We start from the raw sequence: 25162 nt of genomic DNA, 5'->3' as shown, positions 1-25162 counted from the left end.
GGGCGGGCGGACCCCGTGCGGAGTCGTTGAACTGTCGGCTTCCTGAGCGGCGAACTCGACCCATCAGCCCTTGACTGTCAGGCAATTACGAAATCAGCGCGATATCTTGCGTTCACTTGTTGGGGGTGGTTGAGTGAGCCGCGCCCCACAACGCACAGGCGGTGGGGCGACCTCCACGTTCAGGCCCGAAGGGGACCACCCATGAGAAGTGCCCGGTTCCGCCGCACGCGCCGCGCCAGCGCGGTCACCCTCGTCTCCGCGCTCACGCTGACCGCACTCGCCGCCTGCGGCACGAGCAGCAGCAACAACGGCGGCGGCGGCCCTTCGGAGGGCGGCGGCTCGTCCGACCCCACCGCCCCGCTGGACCCGAAGACCAAGGTGACGCTCACCATCGACTGCATGCCCCCCGCGGCGAAGGCGGCCGAGCTCAAGGAGTGGAAGGAGGACGTCGCCGAGTTCAACAAGACGTACCCGAACGTCACCATCGAGGGCCGCTCCACCCCCGGCCAGTGCCTGGAGCCGCCGCGCTTCACCGCGATGCTCAAGGCCAAGTCCCAGCCGGACGTGTTCTACACCTACTTCACCGACCTGCCGCAGGTGCTCTCCGAGGACGGAGCCGCCGACATCACCGCGTACGTCCACGACAAGAGCGTGCCGCTCCTCAAGGACATCGACCCGAACGTCCTCGGCTCCCTCAAGCACGACGGCAAGCTCTACGGACTGCCCACCAGCAACTACACGATGGGCCTCCTGATCAACCGCAAGCTCTTCTCCCGGGCCGGCCTGGACCCCGACGCCCCGCCACGCACCTGGCCCGAGGTGCGCGCCGCCGCCAAGAAGATCGCCGCACTCGGCGAAGGCATCGCCGGATTCGGCGAGTACAGCGCCGGCAACACCGGCGGCTGGCACTTCACCGCGCAGATGTACAGCATCGGCGGCGAGGTCGTCGACGCGAGCGGCAAGAAGGCCGCGTTCAACAACGAACTCGGCAGACAGGTCGCGAAGAACCTCCACGCCATGCGCTGGGAGGACGACAGCATGGGCAAGACCCAGCTGCTCAAGTGGGGCGACCTCCAGAAGCAGATCGCCACCGACAAGCTCGGCATGTTCCTCGCCGCCCCCGACGACATCGCGTACATGGTCCAGCAGCTGGGCGCGACGTACGAGAACTTCGGCATGGGCCCGATCCCCGGCGAGAAGAACACCCTCGCCGGCGGCAACAACTACATGATCAAGAAAGGGATCTCCGGCGACAAGATCAAGGCCGCCGTCGCCTGGCTCAACTTCAAGAACCTCACCGTCGGCAAGGGCCAGTTCGACTGGGCCCGTACCAAGAAGGACGCCCTGCCCGTCGGCGTGCCGCAGCCCAACTTCTGGCTGAACGAGTCCAAGGCCACGGACGACGCGGCCCGGCTCGCCAACGCCACCATGCCGGTCGCGAACTTCAAGTCCTTCATGGACAACCCCGTCGCGGGCAAGGCCGAACCGCCGAAGGCGCAGGAGGTCTACAAGGTCCTCGACAACGTGATGTCCGGACTCCTCACCAACAAGGACGCCGACATCGACAAGCTCCTCGCCGACGCCGAGGCACAGGTCAACCAGGTCCTCGCCCAGCAGTGACGGACCCCGGCGGGGGCGCGGCGAACCGCCCTCGCCGGCCCCCGCACCCCACCCCGGCAGACCAGTACCGAGGAGCGATGATGTCGGCCCCCAGCATGACCCCGAGCAAGGCGGGCCGCCCCCGCCACTCCCCGCCGCCGGCGGGCCCCCCGGCCCCCGCCGGCCGTGACCGCCTCGCGAAGAGCGTGCGGCGCAACCTCACCGCCCACGGCTTCCTCATCGGCGCCGTCCTCTGCTTCGCCTTCTTCTCCTGGTACCCCATGGTCAGGGAGTTCCTCCTGGCCTTCCAGAAGACCGAGAGCGGACAGACGACCTGGGTCGGCCTGGACAACCTCATCACCGTCGTCAACGACCCGGCCTTCTGGCAGGCCTGGCGCAACACGCTCCTGTTCACCGCGCTCGCACTGGTCTTCGGCTTCGCCGTCCCCTTCGCCGTCGCCCTCGTCATCAACGAGTTCCACCACGGCCAGGGCTATCTCCGGCTGCTGGTCTACCTGCCCGTCATGCTCCCGCCGGTCGCCTCCGTCCTCCTCTTCAAGTACCTGTACGACCCCGGCTACGGGCTCCTCAACGAACTGCTCCGCCTCCTCCACCTCCCGGAGCAGCAGTGGCTGCAGGACCCCGACCTCGCCATGCTCTCCGTCGTCATCGCATCGACCTGGATGAACATGGGCGGCGCCGCCCTCATCTACCTCGCCGCCCTCCAGAGCATCCCCGGCGAGCTGTACGAGGCGGCCGAACTCGACGGCGCCGGAATCCTCCGCAAGATCTGGCACGTCACCATCCCGCAGACCCGGCTCATCCTCTCCCTGATGCTGCTCATGCAGATCATCGCGACCATGCAGGTCTTCGTCGAACCGTTCCTGCTCACCGGCGGGGCGGGACCCGAGGGATCGACCACGACCGTCGTCCACCTCATCTACCAGTACGCCTTCAACTTCAACAACTACGGTGCCGCGGCGGCGCTCGGCCTGCTCCTGCTCGTACTCCTGGCCGGATTCTCGGCGGCGTACGTCAAGCTCAGCCGCGCCGAGGACGAGTAGGACCGGGGAGACCAGCATGTCCACACGCACACTCATCTCGCCGGCGCAGCTCGCCCGCCCCCGCGGCAAGGTCCTCTACTGGACCGTCTTCGCCCTGGTCGTCGGCGGCTTCACCCTGGCGTTCCTCGGACCCCTGTACTGGCTGGTGTCCAGCGGCTTCAAGGACACCCAGGAAGTGATCCAGACACCGCCGACCCTGGTGCCGGGATCCTTCGCCCCGGAGAACCACACCCGGGCCTGGGAGGTCATGGACCTCGCGACCCTGCTCTTCAACACCCTCTACTACGCGTTCGGAGCGCTCGCCTTCCAGCTCGTCCTGGACGTGGCCGCCGCCTACTCCCTCTCCAAACTCCGGCCGGTGTTCGGCAAGGCCGTGCTCGGCCTGATGCTCGCGACCCTCATGATCCCGGCGACCGTCCTCGTCGTTCCCCAGTACCTGACGGTCCTCGACGTGCCGATCTTCGAGCGCAACCTCCTCAACACCCCCTGGGCGATCTGGCTGCCCTCGGTCACCAACGCGTTCAACATCTTCCTGCTCAAGCGCTTCTTCGACTCGATCCCGAGGGAACTCCTGGACGCCGCGTCCATCGACGGAGCGTCCCCGACGCGGATCCTGTGGTCGATCGTGCTGCCCCTCTCGCGCCCGATCCTCGGAGTCGTGTCGATCTTCGCCGTCGTGGGCGTCTGGAAGGACTTCCTCTGGCCGATGCTCACGCTCCCCGACCCCGCCCTGCAGACGCTCAACGTCGGCATCTACTCCCTGTCCAACGGCGTGCCCGTGAACGTGCTGATCGCCGCGCTCACCATCGCCTCCGTGCCGACGCTGCTCATCTTCCTGGTCTTCCAGCGAAACATCATGAGCGGCCTCACCGCCGGCGGACTCAAGGGCTGACGGCCCACCACCCCGACCTGCCCGAAAGGACCCTCACGTGGCAGCCCCTCACTCGCATCGCACCGAAGACTGGTGGCGCGACGCCGTCATCTACCAGGTGTATCCGCGCAGTTTCGCCGACGGCGACGGCGACGGCACCGGGGATCTCGCGGGCGTCCGGGCGAGACTGCCCTACCTCGCCGAACTCGGCGTCGACGCCGTCTGGTTCACCCCCTGGTACCTCTCCCCGCTGGTCGACGGCGGCTACGACGTCGCCGACTACCGCACCATCGACCCCGCCTTCGGCACCCTCGCCGACGCCGAGAAACTCATCACCGAGGCCCGCGACCTCGGCATCCGCGCGATCGTCGACATCGTCCCCAACCACGTCTCCGACCAGCACACCTGGTTCCGCGAGGCACTGGAGGCGGGCCCCGGCAGCGCCGCCCGCGCACGCTTCCACTTCCGGCCCGGCCGGGGAGAGCGCGGCGAACTCCCGCCCAACGACTGGCCGTCCCAGTTCTCCGGGAACACCTGGACCCGCGTCGCCGACGGCGAGTGGTACCTCCACCTCTTCACCCCCGAACAGCCCGACCTCAACTGGTCCCACCCCGACGTCCGCCGCGAGCACGAGGACATCCTCCGCTTCTGGTTCGACCGAGGAGTCGCGGGCGTCCGGATCGACTCCGCCGCCCTGCTCACCAAGGACCCCGGCCTCCGCGACTTCGTCGAGGGCGTCGACCCGCACCCGTACATCGACCAGGACGAGATCCACGACATCTACCGCTCCTGGCGCGCGATAGCCGACGAGTACGGCGGTGTCTTCGTCGGCGAGGTCTGGCTGCCCGACGCCGAACGCTTCGCCCGCTACCTCCGCCCCGACGAACTGCACACCGCCTTCAACTTCACCTTTCTCACCTGCCCCTGGGAACCGGACCGGCTGCGCCGCACCATCGACGACACCCTCGCCGAACACGCCCCGGTCGGCGCCCCCGCGACCTGGGTCCTGTGCAACCACGACGTGACCCGCACCGTCACCCGGTACGGACGCGCGGACACCGGCTTCGACTTCGCGAAGAAGGCCTTCGGCACCCCCACCGACCTCGCCCTCGGCACCCGCCGGGCCCGCGCCGCCGCGCTGCTGACCCTGGCACTCCCGGGCTCCGTGTACGTCTACCAGGGGGAGGAACTCGGCCTTCCCGAGGCGGACATCCCGCTCGACCGGATCCAGGACCCCATGCACGCCCGCTCCGGCGGCACCGACCCAGGCCGCGACGGCTGCCGCGTCCCCCTGCCGTGGATCGCCGACGCGCCCTCGTACGGGTTCGGATCCTCCTCCGAGCCCTGGCTCCCCCAGCCCCGGGACTGGCACTCCTACGCCGTGGACCGGCAGCGGGACGACGAGGCGTCCATGCTGTCCCTCTACCGTGAGGCGCTCCGGCTGCGCCGAACCCGGGAGGGCTTCGGCGACGGCCCCCTGACCTGGCTGCCCGCGCGCGAGGGAGTACTCGCCTTCACCCGGGCCGCGGGCCTGCTGTGCGTCGTCAACCTCTCCGCCCCGCCGGCCGAACTCCCGCCGCACGAGCGCCTGCTCCTGTCGAGCGGCCCGCTCGACCCGGACGGCCGCCTACCGGTGGACACGGCGGTGTGGCTGCGCGCCTGACCCGACGGCCGGACCCTCGGGGCGCCACCACATCTGAGAAGGCGTCAGGAGAACCTCCCGGGGGTCCCAGCCCCGGCACGGGACGTCAGGAGACGGACCTGCCGAAGAACTCCAGCTCCGCGACGGCCACCTGCTTCCGGGGATCGGCCCGCCACGCCGTACGCAGCACCAGCCGCACCGACAGCGCGTCGCGCACCCGCACGTCGACCCGCTGGGTGCCGCCGTCGTTGACGCGGTGCTGCGAGACCCGCGTCTCGCCCGAGGAGTCCCGCACCACCAGGTCGAACGTGCGCGGGGTCGCCTGACCGTCCGCCTGGGTGGTGTTCTTCGAACTGCCGGGGGTGATCAGGACACTCAGCAGATCGGTCGGCTCGGCGAAGCGCGCCTCCAGGTACTGGCCCGCCGAGTCGCCCGCGTACCCCGTGCCCCACCAGGTGTTGGAGTACCCGTCGCCCGCCAGCTTCGGCTCCTGCCTCGGCGCGGAGTGCGAGGCGGCCCAGGCGACCGGATGCACCGGGACCCGGGTGGCGAAGTGGTCCTGGACCGCCCGTGCGGCGGGCGGACCGCCGACGACACCGCCGACCACCACGGCCACGACCGCGGTGGCGATCAGGGCTCGGACGATCCAGCGGCTCCGGTCGCGGATCAGACCGGGACGCCGTCCCGCGTACGGGCCCTCGGCCGTGGAGAGCCGCTCGGGGACCATCGGCGTCGCGCAGAAGCGGCAGAAGTGACGGCCCGGGGTGTTGGCGAGCGAGCACGCCGGGCACGGGGTGCCGCCCTGGACCGGCGCGGGCGCCTCGGCGGCCCGCACCGCAGGACGCGCGGCCTCCGGACGAGCGGGCAGCACGGGCGCGGCCACGGCGGGCTCCACGGGCCGGTTCCCGGGAACCGGGACGAGGAGGGAGCGTACAAGCGTGTCCGACGGCCCCTCGGACGCCGGCCTCGCCTCCGGTGCGGCCGCCGACGCGGGCGTCTCGGGGGACGCGGACACGGCGGGCAGCGGGGCGGTCACCTCCTCGGGGCCGACGCCCGGACGGGCGGCGTCCGCCGCGTCGGAGGCTGGGACACCCGACGTGCCGACGGCGGCCGATGCCGGAGCCGGCGCTCCGGGGGCAGTCGTGGACTCCGCCGCCGGGGACGGCTCGGGACGCGCCACGGCGGGCGCGGCGTCACCGCCCGCCCCGCCGCCGGCCGGCTCCTCCCGGACCGCCGACTCGGCGCCGGACGGGGACCCCCCGGCCGCCGCGGCGGCCCCACCGGCCGAGCCCGGGCCCGAGGCCGGGCTGTCCCAGCGCAGGAACGCTCCGCAACTGTCGCAGAACGACTGATCCGTCGTCCGGACCGGGCTCGCGCAGTCCGGGCAGGGACGGGTCTGGGGCGCGTCACTCATCAGGGTCAAGCTCCTTCGGACGTACGGGAAGTGGTCACCGACACCGTGAACGGCAGGTGCGCGGGACGGGCCGCGGCCACGACCGCCCGCAGTCGGTGCGGATCAACGGCTGCCGGGTCGGCGACCCGGAGAACGACACGCAGCCCGGCCACGGGCGTCCCGGGGAACGGGCCGAGCGGAGCGGCGGACCAGCTCGCGCCCCCGCTCTCGGAGATCTCCGGCGGCACGCCGAACGCCAGCCGGACCGCCGCCGCGAGCCCCTGCCGCGTGCCGCGGACCCGGTGCAGCGCCACGGCGGACGCGACCGCGTGCCGGCGCAGCGGAAGCGGCTCGCCGCCGTCCAGCTCCGCGCCGACCCAGGTCGCGAGGTAGTCCACGAAGTCGGCCGGGGCCAGCGCGGGCGAGAAGTACGCCTCAAGGGAGTCCAGGACGCTGAAGAGGGGGGCCAGGACGACATCGAGACCGGAGACGAACCGCTGCCCGAAGTCGTCCTCCGCGTAGACGGCGGGCAGCGCCGCCCCCAGCGGGTAGGGCGTCGCAAGCCCGGGAACCGTCCCCCGCGCCGACCCGCTCACCGCGCCTCGATCACACGGACGCGGTGGTCGAACGGGAAGAGCAGCGCGGACGGCGACAGCTCGATCCGGTCCGTCACGTCACCCCTGCGGCCGGTCAGCGGGTCCGCCGGATGCAGCAGGACCTCGTCCACCAGCTCCACACCCGGCACGCGCTGGAGCGCCGCGAAGACCTCCCCGGCCCGCAGCGGGCGCCCGAACGGCCACCCCTCGCCGTGCGCCCCGCCCGTCAGCGGGTCCAGATACGCGTACAGCGTGTCGAGGGCCGCGGCCCGCACCCGCTCCGCCTCCGCCGCCCGGAAGGAGTGGAGCGTCGCCACCACCGTCACCCCCTGGTAGAACGGCGGCCCCACGGCGAGCCGGGTCCCCAGCGGACGCCGCTCGTCGAGGAAGCCGGTCACCCGGGAGAGAAGCTCCTCACCCGGGACCAGCTGCTCGAACCGCAGCCGCCCGCCCCGGTCCGGCACCGCCTGCGGCACCACCAGGACCCGCACGGCGTTCTCGCCCGCCTCGGCCGCGTCCGCCGCCAGGCAGGAGATACGCGCGGCCTCGGGCGCGGCCCGCCGCGCCAGCTCCTCGTAGTCACGGGCGGTGACCGCACGCTCCTGCGCCCGCAGGGTGATGGGCGCCCGGGACTTCGCCTCCTCGACGGTCTCCCCGTCCACCCCGCCCCGCGCCGCCTCCCGGTTCTCCACCCGCGCGATGTACGGGATGGAACTGCGCAGCACGGTGATCGTGGAGCGGGCCACGTTGCCCGCCCGGCCGCCCCCGGTACCGTAACGGACCGCGCGGATCGCCGCGCCCTTCGGCGGCACCGCCCCGAACTGCCTCAGGGTGCCGTCCGGCTGGCGCACGCACGGACCGAAGGCGATCTCGCCGGTGGTCGCGTCCAGGGTGACGTGGCGGTCCTCCGGGCGCGAGGAGGCGAAGTCGCGGACGACGCTCCACTCCTGCCAGCCGGCCTCCGGATCGTCCTCGTCCCCACCGCCGTCCGCCCGCTCGGCGACCTGCAGCAGCAGCGGAGGACGGTCGACGACCGGCGCGTGCGCGAGCCGCACCCGCTGACCGGCGACGCCCTCGGACTCACCGAGCGGCTCGTCCCGCACCGCCTCGGCGTGCGCCGCCCGCACCGTCCCGCCGATCGTGAACGCCGCCGCGGCCCGTACGGTCGGAGACTCGCTGTACGAGGGCAGACCCTCGACCGGCTCCACGACCCGGCAGCGCACCCAGCCCGCCTCGTGCCCCGCGAGCCGCGAGACCGTGTGCCCGGACGGCATGTGCAGCACGACCTCACCCGGGCGGTTCAGGCCACCCGTGGTGTCCTCGTCGACCTCGCACCCGACCCAGCCGTCGGCCGCCGTCCACGCCTCCCACAGCAGGGGCGGCCGGCGTGGGTCCACGCCGACGCCGTCCACCCTGCTGTCGAGGTCGAGGACCAGCAGACAGTCCGGTACGGCCGCGGACAGACCGAGCAGCAGCAGATCGCCGACGCGCGGCGCCGGCGAGAAGACGGGCACGTCCTCGCCGCCGGCCAGGTCCTGCGAACGGTCCTCGGGCGTACCCCCGCTCTCCTGGCGCACGAGACGGGTCAACGCGCAGGGCACGACGGTCAGATCGGCGGTGGTCGCGAACACCACCGCCTCCTCCGTCTCCGTACGCCCGGTCGACACCTCCGTCCCGGTGGGCAGCACCACCGGCTCCGGCTGCGGAGCGGAGAGCCGGAAGGTGATCTCGGCACGCGCGGCGGCGGGCGGGAACAGCGTCACCCCGAGCAGGTCGAGGAAGGCCAGATGGTTCTTCTCCGGGACCCGGTTGAGACGGTAGACGAGCTGGTCCGCCATGTGCGCGACGGCCTCGACCAGGGTGACGCCCGGGTCCGAGACGTTGTGGTCGGTCCACTCGGGGCACGCCTGCTGGATGTAGCGCTTGGCGTCGTCGACGAACTGCTGGAAGCGGCGGTCGTCGAGATGGGGTGCGGGCAGGGCCATGGCGGCTCTTTCAGTCCTCGGAGGGGATGACGTAGAAGGGGAAGACGAGATTGCGCGGATTGTTGGCCCCGCGGACCCGGTAGCGGACGTCGATGTACAGCGTGGTCGGTTCGCCGGGCGCGGGGGCGACCGTGACCTCCTCGACGTCGATGCGCGGCTCCCAGCGGTCGAGCGCGGACACCACCTCGTACCGGACCCGGCCCATCGTCGCGTCGTTGACGGGCGCGAACACCAGCTCGTGGACCGCGCAGCCGAACTCGGGGCGCATCGGCCGCTCGCCCGGAGCGGTCGCGAGCACGAGCCGCATCGACTCCTCGATCTCGCGGTCGCGCCGGACGAGGGCGATGGCACCGCTCGGGCCGGTCCGCAGCGGAAAGGCCCAGCCGGCGCCGACGAAGTGCTCACTCACAGGAAGGTCCTCCTCAGGACCGGCAGACCGGCCATCAGAACGGCAGGTTCGCCACGACGGGGTTCGGCATCGGGACGGTCGAGGTCACGAACGTCGGGGCGTTGACGACGGCCTGGGTCAGCGCCGACACCTTGAACTTCACCCCGGCCTTGATGTCCACACCCAGCCCCGCGTCGAGCTTGATCCGCCCCTTGGCGGAGAGCGTCAGATCCGTCCCCGACTCCACCGTGACCCCCCTGGCCCCCGTGATGGTGACCGTCCCGTCGCTGTCGATGGTCAGCGTGGTCCGCGCCTCGTTCAGCTCGACGCTCAGTGCCCCCTTCGACGTACGCAGCCGGATGCCGTGCGAGGCACGCGTCCGGCCGCCCTCCTCCCGCAGCTCCACGGTGTGACCGGTGCGGGAGGTCAGCGCGCGCCACTGGACCCGCCCGCTCGTCGGATCGACGGGCGGCACCCGGTCGGTGGCCGGGGTGTGCTTGTCGACCCCGTTGTAGAGCCCCGCCAGGACGTACGGGTGTTCCAGCGACCCCCGGTCGAAGGCACACAGCACCTCGTCGTCCACCTCCGGCAGCATCAGACCGCCCCCACCGCGCCCGCCGAGCTGGGCGACCCGGCACCAGCCGCTCTCGTACGTCGCCGAGAGCCACGGGAAACGCAGCCTGACCCGGCCCTGCGACAGCGGGTCCTTCGTGTTGGTGACGAGCGCGACCGCCACACCCGGCATCGGCGGCGCCGGCTCCCCACCGCCCGAAGCCGTCCCGTACAGCGAACGGAACTGCCGGCCCGACACGGTCAGCCACGTCGTGAACTGCCGTCCCGACGCGAAGACATGGCGGACACCGGTGGCCGTGTAGCGCCCCTCGAAGGGGAAGCCCGCGCCCTTCACGGCCACCGGCTGCCCCGGCTTCAGCGCCGGATTGCCCGTCACGGCGACCTCCAGCTCCGCGAACGACCCGGTGACGTCGTCCGCGAGCGCCAGGGCCGCCCGCGTCACCTCCGACTGCGTCGTGAACGGCGTGCCCGTCGCGGCCAGTTCGGCCGGGCCGAAGGGCGCGGACAGCTGCGCGGGCGTGATGTCGGAGACGATCTCGGCGCTTGCCACGGCGGGCGTCGGAGACGACAGCGCCTGCTTGGTACGGGGATCCCAGCCCCGCACGTCGACCTTCCCGACCTGCCCGGCGGCGGTCACGGACACCCGGCTGTGCAGGGTGTTGCTCCCGAAGTCCAGGACGTACGGGCTGACCGCCGCGGGCGTCGTGTCGGCGGGCGCGGACGAGGCCGGAGGCAGCGCGGCGAAGACGAGCCGGCCCGCCGGGTCCAGCGAGAGACGGACGTCGTTCTCCCGCGCCAGCCGGGACAGGAAGTCCCAGTCGGTGATGTTGGGCTGGGTGGCCAGCTCGTACACCGTCGGAGTCGCGTCGATCTTGCCCAGCGGGATGCGGTTGAGCGCGGCGAGCTTCCTGACGATGTCGGACGCCGTCATGTTCGGATAGCCCTCGACACGCCGACTGCGCAGCAGACGGTGGCCCGGGTCGTAACCGCGCACGATCAGATACCGGCCGTGGCCGGGCGCCGCGTCCACCTCGACGGCGGTGACCTCGCCGGTGAGCATCGGCTCCCCGAGCTTCCCGTCGGTGAAGGGCGAGAGCACCGCCATGGCACCGACCTTGAGGAACGGGAACTTCCCGGTGAGGGTGCCGTCCTTGTCGCCGAAGGTCAGCTGGAAGGCGGACGGGACGTTGACACTCGCGTCCACCCACCCCTCGGTCAGGCGGACCGCGAGCGGGTCCGGCAGCGGCGTGCCGTCGAGCTGCACGTGGAGGACGGTGGTGAAGGTCTTCTCGCTCATGAGGCGCCCTCGGTCTCCGGCGTTTCGGTGGTGGAAGGGAGCAGCAGTTCGGTGCCCGGCCGCAACCGCGTCGGGTCGTCGATACGGTTCGCCTCGGCGATGACCCGCCAGCGGGTCGCGTCGCCGTACTCCCGCCAGGCGAGGGAGGCGAGGGAGTCCCCGGCGACCGTGCGGTGCACCCGACGGGCCGAGAGCGCGCCCGAGGTCGGGTTCTGCTTCTTGGTCGCGCTGGAGATCTCGGTGAGCGCGAGCGAGCAGGTGGCCCGGATCGGCATCCCGCTGGGGCTGAACAGGGTGTACGTCGCGGAGACGGAGGTGACGTACGCGACGAACTGCACCGTCGAGAACGACCCCCAGGTGAACTGCACCCATGGCGGCGACGGCGCCTTCGCGCTGATGCTCTGCTGAGTCACCTCGCAACAGGAGAGCAGCAGTTCCACCTGCTGCTTCACATCGTCGGACGACGGGTCACCGGAGCGGTCGAGGAAGACCTCCAGCTGCAGCTCGGCGGGCCGGCTGCCGGTGAACTTCGGCGGCGCGCCCCGGTCGTAGGCGACGGCCTGCTCGGTGTGCCAGCTCGCGGACCGGCTGAGCCTGAGCTGATCCGGGTTGAACTCGAACTTGACCTCGCCGAGCTTGCCGCCGTAGTTGCTCGACAGGTCGGTGGGCGGCTGGTGGATGGCGAGCGTCGCGCGCGACAGTCCGCTGGCGACGAGCCCGCCGAAGGACGGTGCCATCTCAGGCGCCTCCCGCGTCGGTGAACCCGTGGTGCGCGATCTCCAGCGTCTCCGTCGCCACGGCCGGGTTCGCCGGGTCGAGCGTCGGCCCCGTCCAGCGGACCGGGAGCACCTCCACCAGGCCCCACTGGGCGACGAGCGACCCGTCCGCGCGCAGCGCCGCGATCTGCGCCGTCGGTCGGGTGATGCCGGTGGCGAGCGACGAGACCCAGGCGGCGACCTTGGCGGTGTCGGGGGTGAGGGGGCGGGTGAGGCGGATGGTGGAGAAGGTGACGCGGGTGGGGAGCTGCCAGACGAAACCGTTGTTCCCCCCTTCCCGACGCTGCTCCACTTCGACCTCGGAGGAGAGACCGTCACAGCTGTTGAACAGGCCGAGGTCCTGGCCGTCGATGCTGAGCTTGAAGAAGACGGTGGATGCGGGGTCCAGCTGCTGGGGCATGGTGGCGGGTCTCTCGGATCGTCGTGTCGGTGTGGGGCGGAAGCCTGGGAAAGGGCCCGGACGGCCGGTCAGCGGCCGTGGTCGCGGAGGCGGCCCACCCGCTCCCGGTCGGCGCGGAGCTCGGCGCGCAGCAGCCGCGACAGCGGGGTGACGAGACGGCGGGCCAACTCGTCCAGCTGACTCGGCCCCTCGACGTCGGCTTCCGCGACGGCGTCGACGGCGTGCGGGGTGGCCCCGGTCCGCTGTACGGCGGCCCGAGCCGGCGCGGTCCTGGTCACGGTGGTGGCGCGGGGGGCGTGCGGGGCCGGAGCGGGGGCAGCGCCGGCCCGCTGGAGCGGGACGGGGGCCGCGACGGGCACACGGGGCGCGGGTGTCGGGGGCGTCGCCTCGGGAGCGGCGTGACGCTGGACGGCCACCGGGCGCGCGACCGCCCGCGCGGCGGAGGGCGCGGCGATGGGGACGACGGGACGCGGGGAACCCGGCGGCGGCGCGTCGGTGCGGCGCTGGACGGTGGCGACGGGAACGGAGGCGGGCCGGGAGAGGGGCACGGCCGCGGTGGCGGGGGAGGTGCGCGGGACCGGGCCGCCGGGGGCACGGGGAGCGGGCGGCACCGTGGTGTCCGCCTGCTTCGGCGTGAACGCCCGCGTGCCGGCGAGCGGAAGCGTGGCCTGCCGCTGCACGGTGGACACGCCGGCACGGGGTACGTCGGTGACGGTGACCACGGGCATGGGGAGTTCGGTGGGAGCAGGAGCAGGAGCAGGAGCAGGAGCAGGAGCAGGAGCAGGAGCAGGAGCAGGAGCAGGAGCGGGCGGCTGTGCGGCGGCCGGGGGAGTGGGAGCTGACGCACTCGGGAGCGCGGCGCTCTGCCGAGGTGCGGCCGTGGACCGCTGTACGAGGGGACGCCGCGCGGCGACCGTGGGCGTGACGGGAGCCGCAGGAACACTGTCCGGCACGGTCGTCGGCGGCGCCGGATCTCCCGGAACGTCAGCCGCCCCCGGGGCGGTCGCCCGCTGGACCGGCGCCGACGCAGAGGTACGCGGAACCGGCGCGACCGGCGGAAGCGCGGGCGCGGTCAGGGGGGTGCTCGGGGCCGGGGCGGCCGGCCGGGGCGCGGGCGCCAGGGGGATGCCCGGAACGGTCGAGGCCGTGGCCTGAGCGGAAGCCGGCCGACTCGGGGCGGGCGGGGTGACAGACGGGGTGCTCGGCGGTGTGATCGGCGCGCCGATCGGAGACCGGCGCGGCGTGGCGCTCGTACGAGGCGTGGGGTTGCCCCGTGGCGTCGGCTGCGAGCGTGGCACGGGTGCCTCGACGGCCGAGCGCTGCACGGGAGCGCCGAGACCCGGCGCGGCCGGGGGAGGCGTGGTGGCCGGGCGCGGCGCGGCCGCCGGGGTTGCCGGGGGAGTCCCGGGAGCCTTGGGCGTCGGGGGATTCGGCGGTGCCGACTGACGTACAGGAGCGGCAGGAGCCTTCCGCGGTGCGGGTCCTGACGGACGCGGCGGGCCCGCCTGGGGTTCCGGAGTCACCGAGCCCGACGGACGCGGCGAGCCCACCTGGGGTTCCGGAGCCATGGGGATCGCCGGGTCCGGCGGCGGCGTGGACGCCGTTGTGTTCCAGTCCGCGCCGGGGGCACGCCGTGAGCGGCGCACGGCAGGGCGGCGCTGCACCGGCGCGTCGGCGGTGCCGACGGGAGTCCCGGGCCCCACGGGGGAAGCGGGGCCCGGGACGTTCTGGGGCCGACCGGCAGCCGAGGGCTCCGGTGCGGCGGTGTCGTGCGCGGTCGTCGGCACCGTCCCGCGCTCGGACGCCGGGACAGGGGCTGCCGCCCGCTGGACGGGCGCCGCGCCGGGCGTGACCGTGCCACCCGGCCGGGCCGCCCCGGCGGGGGCGAGTCGGCGCGGAGGCTGCGCGGGCCGGGCGGACACGAGCGACGCACGGCGAACGGGCGCCGGCCGTACGGGCCCGGGCGGCGTGGCGGCGACGGACGGCGTCGCCGTACGCACCACGGACCCGGCCTCGGAGGTGGGTTCGCCGGCGCCGCGCGTGGACGCGGACGTAGAGGCCGTGCGCTCGGGACTCCTTCCGGACGCGGCAGCGCGCTGGACCGCCCGAGACGCGGACGGGGCCGGCCCCGAGGACGTCAACGGGCGCGGCGCGCCGCCACCTCGTACCGGAGCGTCGGCCGCGTCCCGTACGACGGCATTGTCCCGAACGGGAGCGGCGGCAGGCTCACGCCGCACCGGTGCCGGTGCCTCACCCCGTACGGGACGGGCCGCCCCGCCCTCCTGTCCTCGCGGAGCCGTCGCCGTGCGCCGCGCCACGGACGGCGTGGCGCCACGAGCCCCGGCCTCCGGGGGCACCGAACCGCCCGCACGACCGGAAGCCGACCGCGCGGCCGAGTCCCCGGCCGAGCCGGGAGCCGACACAGAAGCGGACCCGGAGGCCGCTCCCGAACGCGGGACCGGCCCGGGAACCGAACCGGAGGCCGCTCCCGAACGCGGGACCGGCCCAGGAACCGAACCGGAGGCCGCTCCCGAGCCCGGGACCGGCCCGGAAGCCCTCGCCGAGCCCGTCGTGGACGCCGCCGCCGCGCTCGTTCCCGTCACCGGCAGCCGCAGTCCCGGCAGTTCCGCCGTCGCCTCGGCGTGAGCCGCCGACCGCTGTACGGGCCGCACCGCGTCGAGCAGTACACCGCCCGGCGCGTCCGGCACCGCCCCATGGCCCAGGTCGCTCTGGAAGGAGGGGTTCCAGTGGGTCGCGAGCGAGGCGGCGAACCCGTGCTCCGCGACAGTACGCGGAGTGGTGGTGTCCAGGACCCGCTGCAGGGGCGGCAGCCCACGCCAGGAGGCCCCCGGCGCCGTCACGGGCGCGGTGCTCTCCTCGGGCGCGGCGCTCCGCGCACCGCCGCGCGCCGACCGCGCCGCCCGCCATCTCTCGAACATCCCCACCGTCTCCTCCGACCCCCTCTCCGTACAAAGCCGTTACGCCTGCGACCGCTCCACGAGGGACGCCACCTGAGCCACGTACCTCCGCCGGTCCGCGTGCTCCAGATCGAGGATGTCGTCCATGCCCCAGTGGAAGTGGAAGGCGAGGTACGCGGTCTCCTCCTCGATCCGGTCGGCCGCGTACGTCACGATTCCCCCAGGCGGCTCCCCGCCAGCTCGACCTCGAAGGACTCCTCGCAGTGCGGGCAGGCGACGGCGGCCCTGGTGTGGCCCTCCGCGTTGATCTGCCGGTAGAAGTCCTGGAGGAACGCCAGGTCGGAGGCGAACATGTTCTCCACCGTCCCGTCGTGGACCGACGGGAGCGTGCCGAGCCGCGTGATCACCCGGCCGAGCAGCACCACCGACAGGTACGCCGGGTTCTCACGGACCCGGATGTCCCGCAGCGGGAGCAGCTCGTCCCTGGCCGTGGCCAGCCGCATCGCCCCTTCGCGGTGCACGGTGCCCGCCTCGTCGACGAACCCGCGCGGCAGCTCGAACGCGAACTCCGTGCGCAGCGGCTCCTGCCGGTGGCCCGGCAGCGCTCCCGCCGCTCCTCCTTCGCGTCGCATCAGCCGAGCGTCAGCTCTTCGAAGGTGATGGTGACCTGCTCGGTCAGGGCGGCGGCGTCGCCGGCCTTGGTCGCGCTCAGCTCCACCTTGGTGCACCAGGCGTTGCGCAGGTTGTACCGCTTCACCTCGGTGAGCTGGTAGTCCAGGAAGATGATGGACGCGTCCTTGCGGGCCGAGCCCATGTCGCCCGCGATGGAGGACGTGATCCACTCGGTGAAGGCGGCGGACTGGGTCGCGCCTCGGGTCACCGTGCACTCACCGGCCTTCTTCACACCGGGCAGCTTCTTGATGATCGGCTTGCCGTCCGCGGAGACCTGCTGGAACTCGATCACGTCCTGCTCCATCGAGAGGCCGCTGATCTCCTGGAGGGTCTCGACCATGACGCCGTCGATCTGCAGGCCGAAATTGTGGGTGGTGAGGGCGTCACCGGTGTCGAGGGACATACGGTTCACTCCTGTTCATGAGAGGGGTTTCGGGTGCTGAGGGGAGGCGGGCGGAGGACTACTCCTCCAGCTCGCCGCCGCCGCCCTGGAACTGCGCGAGACGGAAGACCACGAACTCGGCGGGCTTCACCGGGGCGATCCCGATCTCGCACACCACCCGGCCCAGGTCGACGGACTCCGGCGGGTTGGTCTCGGCGTCGCACTTCACGTAGAACGCGTCCTCGGCACGCTGGCCGAACAGGGCGCCCTGACGCCACTCGTTGACGAGGAAGGCCGAGATGTTGCGGCGGATACGGGCCCACAGCGACTGGTCGTTGGGCTCGAAGACCACCCACTGGGTACCGACGAGGATCGACTCCTCGAGGTAGTTGAAGTAGCGGCGGACGTTGAGGTAGCGCCACGCCGGGTCGGAGGCCAGCGTCCGCGCGCCCCACACGCGGATGCCGCGGCCGGGGAAAGCGCGGATGCAGTTCACGCCGATCGGGTTGAGCAGGTCCTGCTCACCGCGCGTGATCTGGAGCTCCAGGTCGACCGCGCCGCGCACGATCTCGTTGGCGGGGGCCTTGTGGACACCGCGCTCGGAGTCGTTGCGGGCCCATACGCCGGCCATGTGGCCGGACGGCGGAACCGTGCGCGTCTGGCCGCTCGCCGGGTCGAAGGCCTTGATCCACGGGTAGTACAGCGCCGCGTACCGGGAGTCGTAACCGGCCACCTCCTGGCGCCACTTGCGGATGTCGCGGGCGTTGAGCGAGGGCGGCGGGTCGAGGATCGCCATCCGGTCGCCCATCAGCTCGCAGTGCGCGATGAGGCCGATCTGGACGGCCTTGACCTGCTCCAGATCGATGAGTCCCTGCTGGTAGGCGGCCATCAGGTCCGGCACCGCGACCATGTTGATCTCGTCGAAGGCCTCAAGACCGCCGAATCCGGTGCGGTCGGCGGAGTCGCCGATGAACTGCTTGGACTCCAGCGCGGCGGCGACGTCGGCGTGCGCCGAGACCTGCGCGGGCACCTGTGTGGGCGGCGCGAGCGTCACGGTCTGCGCGTCGGGCCTGGCGAGCTGCCCGCCGGCCGCGGCCTCCTCCAGGACGATGGTCTTGGAGCGCTGCTTGACCTGCGCCACGACGTAGTTGCGGGCGCTCTTCTTGGCGGAGGCGTCGAAGCTCTCGACGACCTTCTCACCGTCCTTCACGACCAGCTTGAAGCGCTCCGCCTCGCCCTCGACGTCCTGCACCTCGACGGTGAGCGCCCCGCCGGCCTCGGAGCCGGCGGCGACGGCGGCGACCCGGAAGGTGCCGAGCGCGACGGACTCACCGGCGACGAGCTGCGGCGCCGCGACGGCGGGCGCGGATCCGACGGCCCGCGTGGCGCCCTGCGCGTCCCCACCGCCGACGCGCACGACGTACGCGGCGGTGCCGCCGTTGTTGAAGAACCCGTACACGGAGTGGGCGAGGTAGTACCCGTCCGTGAAGTCACCGAACGCCGCGACGTACTGCGACCAGTTGGTGACGAGCACCGGCTCGTTCAGCGGTCCGACGGGCGCCAGGCCGACGAAGGCGGCGACGGAGGTCCCGAGGCCCTCGATGGGGCGGGAGCCGCTGGCGACTTCCTCGACGTAGACGCCGGGGGACAGGTACGTGGGCATGGTGCGTGTTCTCCTCGGGGAGCGTGGTGCTGCGGAAGGCGATGGTCGTGCGGTGTCACGGGGTGGTGCGGACGGAGCCGAGGGCGGCGCGGGCGGACATCCGCCCGGGGCGGGTGCGCGCTCCGTTCCACCGGCGCGGGCGGGTCCCGTTCCACCGGCCGAGGCGCGTACCGCTCCTCCGGCCGGTACACGGACCGCTCCTCCGGCCGGTGCGCACCGCGAACGTGCCGTGCCCCGCCGCCCTGGAGCGCGGACGTCTGTGCCGCGTCGGATTCATCCGCTCGCCCTCCCCTCGGCCGTCGGCAGCGGTCGCACGCTTCCGACTCTCGCCGAGCCCCGCCGCCCCGACCAGGGAGGAAGGGGCGTTCGCGAGGGCAGCGACGGTTGCCCTCGCGGACACCGCTCCGCGCGGCCCGCCCTCCACCGGGCCCCCGCCCCACGGAGTCCGGCGGCCACCGTGGCCGCCCCGGGGCCCCGGGGGCACGACGCGCTGCCCCCGAGCAGGGACTTTCGGGCAGCCTGAGGCCCCCTCCGCCCCCTTAACGTTCGCCCATGACCATGTGGACCTCTCTGGACCCGGCCGAGGTGACCGTCGAGCCCGGAGCACGCGCCGGCGCCCGACTGCGGGTACGGAACACCGGCGACACCGTCGAGGAGTACCGGCTCTCCCTCGTCGGGAAACCCTCGGGCTGGTCCCGGGTGGAGCCGGACGTACTCCGCCTCTACCCGGGCAGCGAGGGGACCGCCGAGATCTCCTTCGCCCCGCCCCGCTCCTCCGACGTGGAGGCCGGACCCGTCGCGTACGGCATCCGTGTCGACCCCCGCGAGAACGGCGCCGCCCGCGACGTGGTGGAGGGCCGGCTGACCATCACGCCCTTCACCGAGACCCGCGCCGAACTGCTGCCGCCCTCGCTCCTCGGCCGCTTCCGCGGGCGGGCCCGGATAGCCGTGGACAACCTCGGCAACACTCCGCTGACCGCGTCCCTCGTGGCGCGCGACGACGCGAACCGGCTCACCTTCGACGTACGGCCGAACTCCGTGCAGATCGCCCCGGGCCGTGCCGCCTTCGGGGAACTCGTGGTGCGGCCCGAGGCCGTGCGGTGGACCGGCGCCGAGGAGTCGCACCGGTTCACCGTCGCCGTACGGCGGGCGGGCGACGACACCACCCTCGACCTCGACGCCACCTTCGACCAGCGGCCCGTCCTCGGGAACTGGCTGATGGTGGTCGGCGGACTTCTGCTGACCGCCGTGATCGCCTTCGTCGTGCTCTGGTTCAACTTCTCGCCGAAGATCGTCAGCGCGGCGAAGGAGATCCGGGCGACCGGCGCACCCAGGCCCGCACCGCAGGGCACGGGGTCGGCGCTGCCTGAGGCGCCGCCCCCGCCGGGCGGCCCCGGAGAGCCCACGCCCGGCGGCCCTCCGCCCGCCACGGACGGCGGACCGCCGCCGGCCGGCGGGGACGGCGGGCAGGGCGGAGCCCCGGGGGGCAGCGGCGGCGGCCCGACGGAGCGCGACCAGGGCGGTGGCGGCCAGGACGGCGGTGAGCAGGACGGCGGCGGAGCGACCCAGCCGCCGCCGGACTCCGGTGACGACGGGAACGAGCAGCCGCCGGCCCCGCCCGTCGCCCCGGAGCCCGTGCCGCCCTGGGTCCCCGGCTCCCCGAAGGACGTCATCGTCGAGTTCGCCCAGGAACGCCTCGCGCACATGGCGTCCACCAACCCGTGCAGGCTCCAGCCGGGTTGGAGCCCCGGCGTGATCGACCCCCCCACCCGCCGATCCCTCGCCTGCTACCAGAACGCCGTCGTGCGGGACGGGGAAGAGAACGGGAAGAACTCCGCCGAGATCCTCAAGACGGACGCCGAGGGCACCCTCGGCCCGGCCACCCTCACCTCTCTCTGGGCTCAGGGCATCACGCCGGAGAAGGTACGGACCGGGGGCACCAGCTGGGAGACGACCCAGTTGATGGCGGCGTTCTGGGCGGCGTACAACCGCGACTACAACGAGACCGACTTCGAACGGGCACGCACCAACGCCCGGTGGGGCATCGACCACTTCCGCTCGAACAAGGACACGACCAGCCGCTACAGCACCCAGGTCGAGTCGAAGATCCGGGCCTACCAGGCGGCCGTCGGCGTCACCGTGACCGGAAACGTCGACTGGCCGACGCTCCGCAAGATGCTCGGCGGCAGCATCATGTGAGCCGACGGGTGAGCGGTCCGACAGCCAGGAGGGGGCCACCCGCACGGGTGGCCCCCTCCTCCGGTTCGACCGCTCCACCGAGCACGCCCGTCACGGCGCCCAGGGCGCCCCCGCGTCCAGGACGAGCCGTCCCGCCTTCTGGTACTCACGCCGAGCCCCCGCCCGCACGTCCTCGCCGGTCACCGCCGAGCCACGGGCCGCCGCCAGGTATCCGGCCGTCACCGCGGCCGAGCGGATCGCGCCGCCCGCCAGCTCGAACTCCTCGGCGCAGCGCGCGATCTCCTCGCGCGCGCCCTCCGCCTTCGGCGTGCCCGCCAGGCAGGAGTGCCAGAGCGAGACCCGCTGCTCCGGATCCGGGAACGGGAAGTCCACGACCAGATCGAGCCGGCGCGTGAACGCCTCGTCGATGTTGGCCCGGAGGTTGGTCGTCAGCACCGCGATCCCGGAGAACGACTCAAGGCGCTGGAGGAGATACGCGCTCTCCAGGTTGGCGTACCGGTCGTGCGAGCTCTTCACCTCCGACCGCTTGCCGAACACCGCGTCGGCCTCGTCGAAGAGCAGCACACAGTCCGTGCGGTCCACCTCGACGAAGATCCGCTCCAGGTTCTTCTCGGTCTCGCCGACGTACTTGTCGACCACCGACGAGAGGTCCACCACATAGAGGTCCAGGCCGAGGTCGCCCGCGACGACCTCGGCGGCGAGCGTCTTCCCGGTGCCCGACTCCCCGGCGAACAGCGCGACGACTCCGCGTCCGCGCCCGCCGCCGGTGCGCAGCCGCCACTCGCCGAGCACCCGGTCCCGGTTGCGGGCCCGGCCGGTCAGCTCGCGCAGCAGCCCCAACGGCTCCTCGGGAAGGACGATGTCGGCGAAGTCGACCGCCGGCCGGATCCGCCGCGCATGACTGTCGAGCAGCGGCGCCGACACCAGCCGGGCACCCCGCTGCACCTGCGCGGAGGTGAGCGCGCCGCCCTCGAACGCGGCGAGCGCCCGCGCCGTACGGGCCGCCCTCCGGACCTGGTCCCCGCTGAGGCGGTACGGCGCGGTCGCCTCGTCCAGGTCGAAGTCACGCTCGACCGGGCCGAGTTCGGCGCGCCACAGCTCACCCGGGCGTGCCGTGTCCTCCGGTGCGTCGATGACCAGCAGCTCTCCCTCCGGCGCCCACCCGGGGTCGGGGGCGTCCGTGCCGGCGAGGACCACCGTCGTATCCCGCGAGAAGAGGGCGCGCACCAGCGGGCCGGGCCGCGGTGGCAGCGGCTCGACGACCACGGCGGCGCCGCGGAGCCGTGCCTCCCGCAGCAGCACCCGCGCCACTGTCTCGTCGACGGACTCCGGCCGGTACCGCAGCACGGGCCGCCCAGAACCGAGCAGCGCGGCCACCACCGAGCCGGTGGCGGCCCCGGGAACACGCTCCCGCAGATGTACGGTGACGGGGCCGGCCGCGGCGACCCGCGCGCCGAGCCCCGTGGACGCGGCGTCCGGGTCCGCCCCGGTCCCGGCGAGCAGCTCGACTCCCTGGCCGGCCAGCCGGGCGTCCAGCCGCCCGTCGTCGCCCAGCAGATGCGCCACCACCCGCTCCGGTACCCGCAGGGCCCGCCCGGGCAGCGGCCTCTCCTCCTCCTCGACGTCAAGGAGTCCACCGGAGCGGAGCGGCGCCGTCGGATGGAACCGGTCGCGGGCGGCCGGGTCGGCGGGACCCGTGCCCGCGAGGTCGAGGGCGAGGGCCACGGAGGCCCGGCGCCGCGCGACATCGTCGTTGAGGTACCCGTACAGCGTCTCGAAACCCCGGTCCACATCGGGCGCGAGAGCCACGAGCAGGATGTGCGCGTCGAGCGGGGACAGCCCGAAGGACCGTGACAGCGCCCCGAGCCGGTCCGCCCGAGCCGTGTCGGGCAGGGGGAGGCCGGCGCCTCGTGCCGGGGCGGGGACCGGCTCCGATGCGGACCGACGGGCCGCCTCCGTACTGACGTAGAGCCCGCGCAACGGGTCGCCGGCCGTGGGGTCGCCCGCACTGCGGGTGTCCACGAGCGCCCCGATCCTCGACCGCAGCGCGTCGATCAGCTCAAGGACACCGTGCGGACCGTTCACGCCCCGGCCTCCCTCTCCGCACCGGAGCGGGCGCCGGGCCGGGGGCCGGAATGCGAGCCGCCGCCCTGAACCCCCTTGAGCCCCCTGGCACCCTCGATCCGCTCGGCTTCCCCGACCGCCGTGGTCCCCGTGCGCCGGATCATCCGAGGCCTGCCGTCGGCGGGCACGCCGTCGCTCCCGCGCAGGATGAACTCCGCCTCGGTGACCGGCGGGGCCACGTCGTGCACCGGTGTGACGGGGAACGGCGTGCTGATGACGACGTCCAGTGAGGGCTTGAGTTCGCCGCCGAGCGCCGACCAGATGTCGGCGAGCGACCGCGACTCGGCGGGCGGCACCGCGACGGAGATCGGCAGGGAGGAGGTGAGCGGCCGCACCGACTCGGGCACGGAGCCGTCCGGCAGCACCTCGTGCGGCAGCAGCAGCGCCATCGCGCCCGAGAGCAGCCGGTGCTCGTCCTCAGGCCGTGACGTCCAGGCCGTCACCAGGTAGGAGAGCCGGAACCAGCGCGGTGGCCGGCGTCTGCGCGACACGACGCCGCCGGCGTCCCGCTCGGCGTAGGCGCCGCGCTCCCGTCGCGCCACGTCCTCCCGGATGTCGTACAGATAGGCGTTCAGGGTCGGGGCGTTGCGGCGGGCCGCCCAGTCACGGGTCGGCGCGTCGAAGGCGACGTCGCCGGTGACGGCGGGCGCGAGCAGCCGGCGCAGTGCCTCGTCGATCTCGTGGATCATCAGATGTAGCCTTCACGGAGCGCGTACGCGACGGCATGCGCCCGGTTGGTGAGCTGGAGCCGCGTCATCAGCGCGTGCAGGATGTTCTTGACGGTGCGTTCCGAGTAGGCGAGCTTCTCGCTGATCTGCCGGGTGTCGAGCCCCTCGGCGAGGAGCCGCAGGACGTCCACCTCGCGCGGCGCCATCCCGAAGAGCGGCACCGCCCCGCCGGCTGTCGCTCCCGTGGTCGTCGCCCTCTGGAGCCGTCCCACCTGGTTCAGCAGACGGCTGACCAGATCGGGCGGCAGTTCGCCCTCGCCGCGCGCCGCGCAGTGCACGGCGCTCAACAGCCGCTGTTCGGTGGCCTGGTGCCGCCAGATGATGGCCCGCACCCCGTATTCGACCACTGCCAACAGGTCGGGCTCGCGCAGCTCGCGCGCGACGAGCACGACGCGCTGGTCCCTCCCGCGCAGCAGGCGTCGCAGTTCGGTGGTGGTCGGCTCGTCGATCTGTTCCGCGAGCATCACGGCGACCGCCGGGCCGTCCCGGTCGCCGTCGTCCTGGTCAGGGACGACGTCGACGGTCGGCTGATGCCGCAAGTGGCTGATGAGCCCGGCCCTGCTGAGCGGATCGGATGCGTGGACGGTCACCGTCACCCGCTTGGTGAGCACTTCCCCTACCTGCTCTTTCTCACTCGCCTCGACGGTCCGGGAGCGGCAGGGGTCTTCGGCGCGACCGCCGAGACGGCCGTCCTGGTGTCCTCCGCCGGATGGTCGGCACGCATGGTGAGCCCCCCGAGGTCTACTGATCCGTGGCGGAGGCGCCGGCCGCGGGTCTGCTGATCCGCGGCCCGGGCGCGCGCCGGCCACGTGTGGTCCCGTCCAGCTTCCCGTGCGCGACTCACGTCTCACTGGCGTCGCGCTAACGTTCTACTGCCGCTGTTCGGAACCCGGCTGACCCCGCCCCACCAACGTTCTCCCGTGTGGTGCCTGTCACGTGCCGCGGCCGGGGAAGGCGAGCGGACGGCACCACGTGCCTCAGGCGATGAGGAACCAGCCGGACAGCCTCCGCCGTTCGGGCGCCCCGCTGAGCGTCCGCCCTAGTACGGGCCGCCGCGGAAGAGGAGGCTGCCATGGTGGCGCGGGCCGAAGCCGTGCTCGTGGGCCGCGTCGGAGCGGTCGGCGGGGGACGAGCGTCCGGCGAGCGCCCGGAGCCTCGCCAGGCCGGCCAGCACCTCGTCCCGGTGGTCCGCGGACTTCATCCAGACGGGCAGCCGGGCGAACATCGCCAGCGTCGGAGAGGCGTGACGTTCACGCAGGCGGGCGCCCACATAAGCGGCGAGCGCGTCGACGTGCTCCTCGTCGTACGCCCAGAGGATCCGCCCCGCGCAACGGGTCTGCAGCCAGAGCGGCCGCCCGAAGAAGGGGTCCTCGGTGCCACCGGGCACCACCCCGACCAGCGCGGTGCCCCGCCGCTCCGCCGTCCACTCGGCGACCGCGCCGCAGCCGGCGCAGCTGAGGCGGCGTGGCTGGAAGAGCAGGGCGCTGACGTACTTCGGTGCGTCGAGCCGGGGCAGGGGCACGACGAGTGCCCGGCCACCGCACCGGGGACAGACCACCTGCACCCGGCGGGTGAACCGCACGAGCCACGTGCCGTGGTCATGGTGGCGCTCCGGTCCGGGGCGTGCGGGCTGGGAACTCATACCGGACACCCTGCCAGGCCCGCCGCACCCCGGGCGACCGGATTACGTCGGACCGTGGGAGCGGACCGGCGCGCGCCCCCTGGGAGTCGGCGCCCCCGCGCCGTCGGGCGACGCGGAGGACGCTCTTGCCGCGCGTGGTCCCCTCGGCGAGACGCCGCAGGGCCGGCGCCGGGTCACCGAGGCAGTGATCGGCGGTGACGTCCGCGCGGACCTCGCCCCGGGCGACGAGGCCGAGCGCACGGCGGGCACC

At 73.2% G+C, this 25162-nt stretch carries 25 protein-coding genes; 9 read left to right on the top strand and 16 right to left on the bottom strand.

Annotated features, from left to right (window positions below):
• Nucleotides 1-201: 201 nt before the first annotated feature.
• The 4 genes from ACFVYX_RS14185 to ACFVYX_RS14170 all read left to right on the top strand — a co-directional run bounded on the left by ACFVYX_RS14185 (nucleotide 202) and on the right by ACFVYX_RS14170 (nucleotide 5197).
• Nucleotides 202-1620 (top strand): ABC transporter substrate-binding protein, encoded by a 1419-nt coding sequence (locus ACFVYX_RS14185; protein WP_389681617.1) that lies wholly within the window; start codon nucleotides 202-204, stop codon nucleotides 1618-1620.
• Between the two features lie 80 nt (nucleotides 1621-1700).
• Nucleotides 1701-2663 (top strand): carbohydrate ABC transporter permease, encoded by a 963-nt coding sequence (locus ACFVYX_RS14180; RefSeq protein ID WP_389681616.1) that lies wholly within the window; start codon nucleotides 1701-1703, stop codon nucleotides 2661-2663.
• A 16-nt stretch (nucleotides 2664-2679) separates the two neighbouring features.
• Nucleotides 2680-3555 carry a carbohydrate ABC transporter permease gene (locus ACFVYX_RS14175; RefSeq protein WP_389681615.1) on the top strand — a complete coding sequence of 292 codons (876 nt, stop codon included), beginning with the start codon at nucleotides 2680-2682 and terminating at the stop codon, nucleotides 3553-3555.
• Between the two features lie 37 nt (nucleotides 3556-3592).
• Nucleotides 3593-5197 (top strand): glycoside hydrolase family 13 protein, encoded by a 1605-nt coding sequence (locus tag ACFVYX_RS14170; protein ID WP_389681614.1) that lies wholly within the window; start codon nucleotides 3593-3595, stop codon nucleotides 5195-5197.
• Between the two features lie 85 nt (nucleotides 5198-5282).
• Here ACFVYX_RS14170 and ACFVYX_RS14165 read toward each other — a convergent pair whose 3' ends face one another.
• Nucleotides 5283-6059 (bottom strand): NADase-type glycan-binding domain-containing protein, encoded by a 777-nt coding sequence (locus tag ACFVYX_RS14165; RefSeq protein WP_389681613.1) that lies wholly within the window; start codon nucleotides 6057-6059, stop codon nucleotides 5283-5285.
• 55 nt (nucleotides 6060-6114) lie between these two features.
• Between ACFVYX_RS14165 and ACFVYX_RS14160 the strand changes: the two genes are divergently transcribed.
• Entirely contained in the window at nucleotides 6115-6528 is a 414-nt protein-coding gene (locus ACFVYX_RS14160; protein ID WP_389681612.1) for a hypothetical protein, read from the top strand.
• Between the two features lie 67 nt (nucleotides 6529-6595).
• Here ACFVYX_RS14160 and ACFVYX_RS14155 read toward each other — a convergent pair whose 3' ends face one another.
• From ACFVYX_RS14155 to ACFVYX_RS14125, 7 genes are all read right to left on the bottom strand, one after another.
• Nucleotides 6596-7165 carry a phage tail protein gene (locus tag ACFVYX_RS14155; RefSeq protein WP_389681611.1) on the bottom strand — a complete coding sequence of 190 codons (570 nt, stop codon included), beginning with the start codon at nucleotides 7163-7165 and terminating at the stop codon, nucleotides 6596-6598.
• Entirely contained in the window at nucleotides 7162-9150 is a 1989-nt protein-coding gene (locus ACFVYX_RS14150) for a putative baseplate assembly protein (protein WP_389681610.1), read from the bottom strand. The genes ACFVYX_RS14155 and ACFVYX_RS14150 overlap by 4 nt, the downstream gene beginning before the upstream one ends.
• Nucleotides 9151-9160: 10 nt before the next feature.
• On the bottom strand, nucleotides 9161-9559 hold the full coding sequence (locus ACFVYX_RS14145; protein WP_389681609.1) for a GPW/gp25 family protein: 399 nt from the start codon (nucleotides 9557-9559) through the stop codon (nucleotides 9161-9163).
• Nucleotides 9560-9593: 34 nt separating this feature from the next.
• Nucleotides 9594-11408 (bottom strand): VgrG-related protein, encoded by a 1815-nt coding sequence (locus ACFVYX_RS14140; protein WP_389681608.1) that lies wholly within the window; start codon nucleotides 11406-11408, stop codon nucleotides 9594-9596.
• Complete coding sequence (locus tag ACFVYX_RS14135; RefSeq protein WP_389681607.1) at nucleotides 11405-12145, bottom strand: LysM peptidoglycan-binding domain-containing protein; 741 nt, start codon at nucleotides 12143-12145, stop codon at nucleotides 11405-11407. The genes ACFVYX_RS14140 and ACFVYX_RS14135 overlap by 4 nt, the downstream gene beginning before the upstream one ends.
• 1 nt (nucleotide 12146) lies before the next feature.
• Complete coding sequence (locus ACFVYX_RS14130; protein ID WP_389681606.1) at nucleotides 12147-12584, bottom strand: phage tail protein; 438 nt, start codon at nucleotides 12582-12584, stop codon at nucleotides 12147-12149.
• Between the two features lie 68 nt (nucleotides 12585-12652).
• Complete coding sequence (locus tag ACFVYX_RS14125) at nucleotides 12653-13312, bottom strand: hypothetical protein (protein WP_389681605.1); 660 nt, start codon at nucleotides 13310-13312, stop codon at nucleotides 12653-12655.
• 151 nt (nucleotides 13313-13463) lie between these two features.
• Between ACFVYX_RS14125 and ACFVYX_RS14120 the strand changes: the two genes are divergently transcribed.
• From ACFVYX_RS14120 to ACFVYX_RS14110, 3 genes are all read left to right on the top strand, one after another.
• Nucleotides 13464-13739, top strand: a complete 276-nt coding sequence (locus ACFVYX_RS14120) for a hypothetical protein (protein WP_389681603.1) — start codon at nucleotides 13464-13466, stop codon at nucleotides 13737-13739.
• A 1149-nt stretch (nucleotides 13740-14888) separates the two neighbouring features.
• Nucleotides 14889-15230: a hypothetical protein gene (locus tag ACFVYX_RS14115; protein WP_389681602.1), complete on the top strand. Its 342-nt coding sequence runs from the start codon at nucleotides 14889-14891 to the stop codon at nucleotides 15228-15230.
• Between the two features lie 150 nt (nucleotides 15231-15380).
• A complete protein-coding gene (locus ACFVYX_RS14110) occupies nucleotides 15381-15599 on the top strand; it encodes a hypothetical protein (protein ID WP_389681601.1) in 219 nt (72 codons plus the stop codon).
• Here the strand turns inward: ACFVYX_RS14110 and ACFVYX_RS14105 are convergent.
• From ACFVYX_RS14105 to ACFVYX_RS14090, 4 genes are read right to left on the bottom strand one after another with little or no spacing between them, the layout of a single operon-like run.
• On the bottom strand, nucleotides 15563-15715 hold the full coding sequence (locus tag ACFVYX_RS14105) for a DUF6760 family protein (protein WP_167346856.1): 153 nt from the start codon (nucleotides 15713-15715) through the stop codon (nucleotides 15563-15565). The genes ACFVYX_RS14110 and ACFVYX_RS14105 overlap by 37 nt on opposite strands.
• Complete coding sequence (locus ACFVYX_RS14100) at nucleotides 15712-16134, bottom strand: hypothetical protein (protein ID WP_389681600.1); 423 nt, start codon at nucleotides 16132-16134, stop codon at nucleotides 15712-15714. Before ACFVYX_RS14100 ends, ACFVYX_RS14105 begins: the two co-directional genes overlap by 4 nt.
• Nucleotides 16134-16577 carry a phage tail protein gene (locus tag ACFVYX_RS14095; protein ID WP_073814308.1) on the bottom strand — a complete coding sequence of 148 codons (444 nt, stop codon included), beginning with the start codon at nucleotides 16575-16577 and terminating at the stop codon, nucleotides 16134-16136. Before ACFVYX_RS14095 ends, ACFVYX_RS14100 begins: the two co-directional genes overlap by 1 nt.
• A gap of 58 nt (nucleotides 16578-16635) precedes the next feature.
• On the bottom strand, nucleotides 16636-18219 hold the full coding sequence (locus ACFVYX_RS14090) for a phage tail sheath family protein (protein WP_389681599.1): 1584 nt from the start codon (nucleotides 18217-18219) through the stop codon (nucleotides 16636-16638).
• A 552-nt stretch (nucleotides 18220-18771) separates the two neighbouring features.
• Between ACFVYX_RS14090 and ACFVYX_RS14085 the strand changes: the two genes are divergently transcribed.
• Nucleotides 18772-20418 (top strand): peptidoglycan-binding protein, encoded by a 1647-nt coding sequence (locus ACFVYX_RS14085; RefSeq protein WP_389681598.1) that lies wholly within the window; start codon nucleotides 18772-18774, stop codon nucleotides 20416-20418.
• A 90-nt stretch (nucleotides 20419-20508) separates the two neighbouring features.
• On the opposite strand, the gene ACFVYX_RS14080 is transcribed toward ACFVYX_RS14085, so the two are convergent.
• The 4 genes from ACFVYX_RS14080 to ACFVYX_RS14065 form a co-directional block, all read right to left on the bottom strand.
• On the bottom strand, nucleotides 20509-22503 hold the full coding sequence (locus ACFVYX_RS14080) for an AAA family ATPase (protein ID WP_389681597.1): 1995 nt from the start codon (nucleotides 22501-22503) through the stop codon (nucleotides 20509-20511).
• On the bottom strand, nucleotides 22500-23231 hold the full coding sequence (locus ACFVYX_RS14075) for a DUF4255 domain-containing protein (RefSeq protein ID WP_389681596.1): 732 nt from the start codon (nucleotides 23229-23231) through the stop codon (nucleotides 22500-22502). Before ACFVYX_RS14075 ends, ACFVYX_RS14080 begins: the two co-directional genes overlap by 4 nt.
• Nucleotides 23231-23881 carry a LuxR C-terminal-related transcriptional regulator gene (locus ACFVYX_RS14070; RefSeq protein WP_389681595.1) on the bottom strand — a complete coding sequence of 217 codons (651 nt, stop codon included), beginning with the start codon at nucleotides 23879-23881 and terminating at the stop codon, nucleotides 23231-23233. Before ACFVYX_RS14070 ends, ACFVYX_RS14075 begins: the two co-directional genes overlap by 1 nt.
• 428 nt (nucleotides 23882-24309) lie before the next feature.
• On the bottom strand, nucleotides 24310-24912 hold the full coding sequence (locus ACFVYX_RS14065; RefSeq protein ID WP_389681594.1) for a hypothetical protein: 603 nt from the start codon (nucleotides 24910-24912) through the stop codon (nucleotides 24310-24312).
• Nucleotides 24913-25162 lie beyond the last annotated feature (250 nt).

It is taken from the genome of Streptomyces sp. NPDC058326, assembly GCF_042879855.1.
In the GTDB taxonomy this organism is placed as follows: domain Bacteria; phylum Actinomycetota; class Actinomycetes; order Streptomycetales; family Streptomycetaceae; genus Streptomyces.
This window is presented reverse-complemented; position numbering and strand designations above follow the sequence as displayed.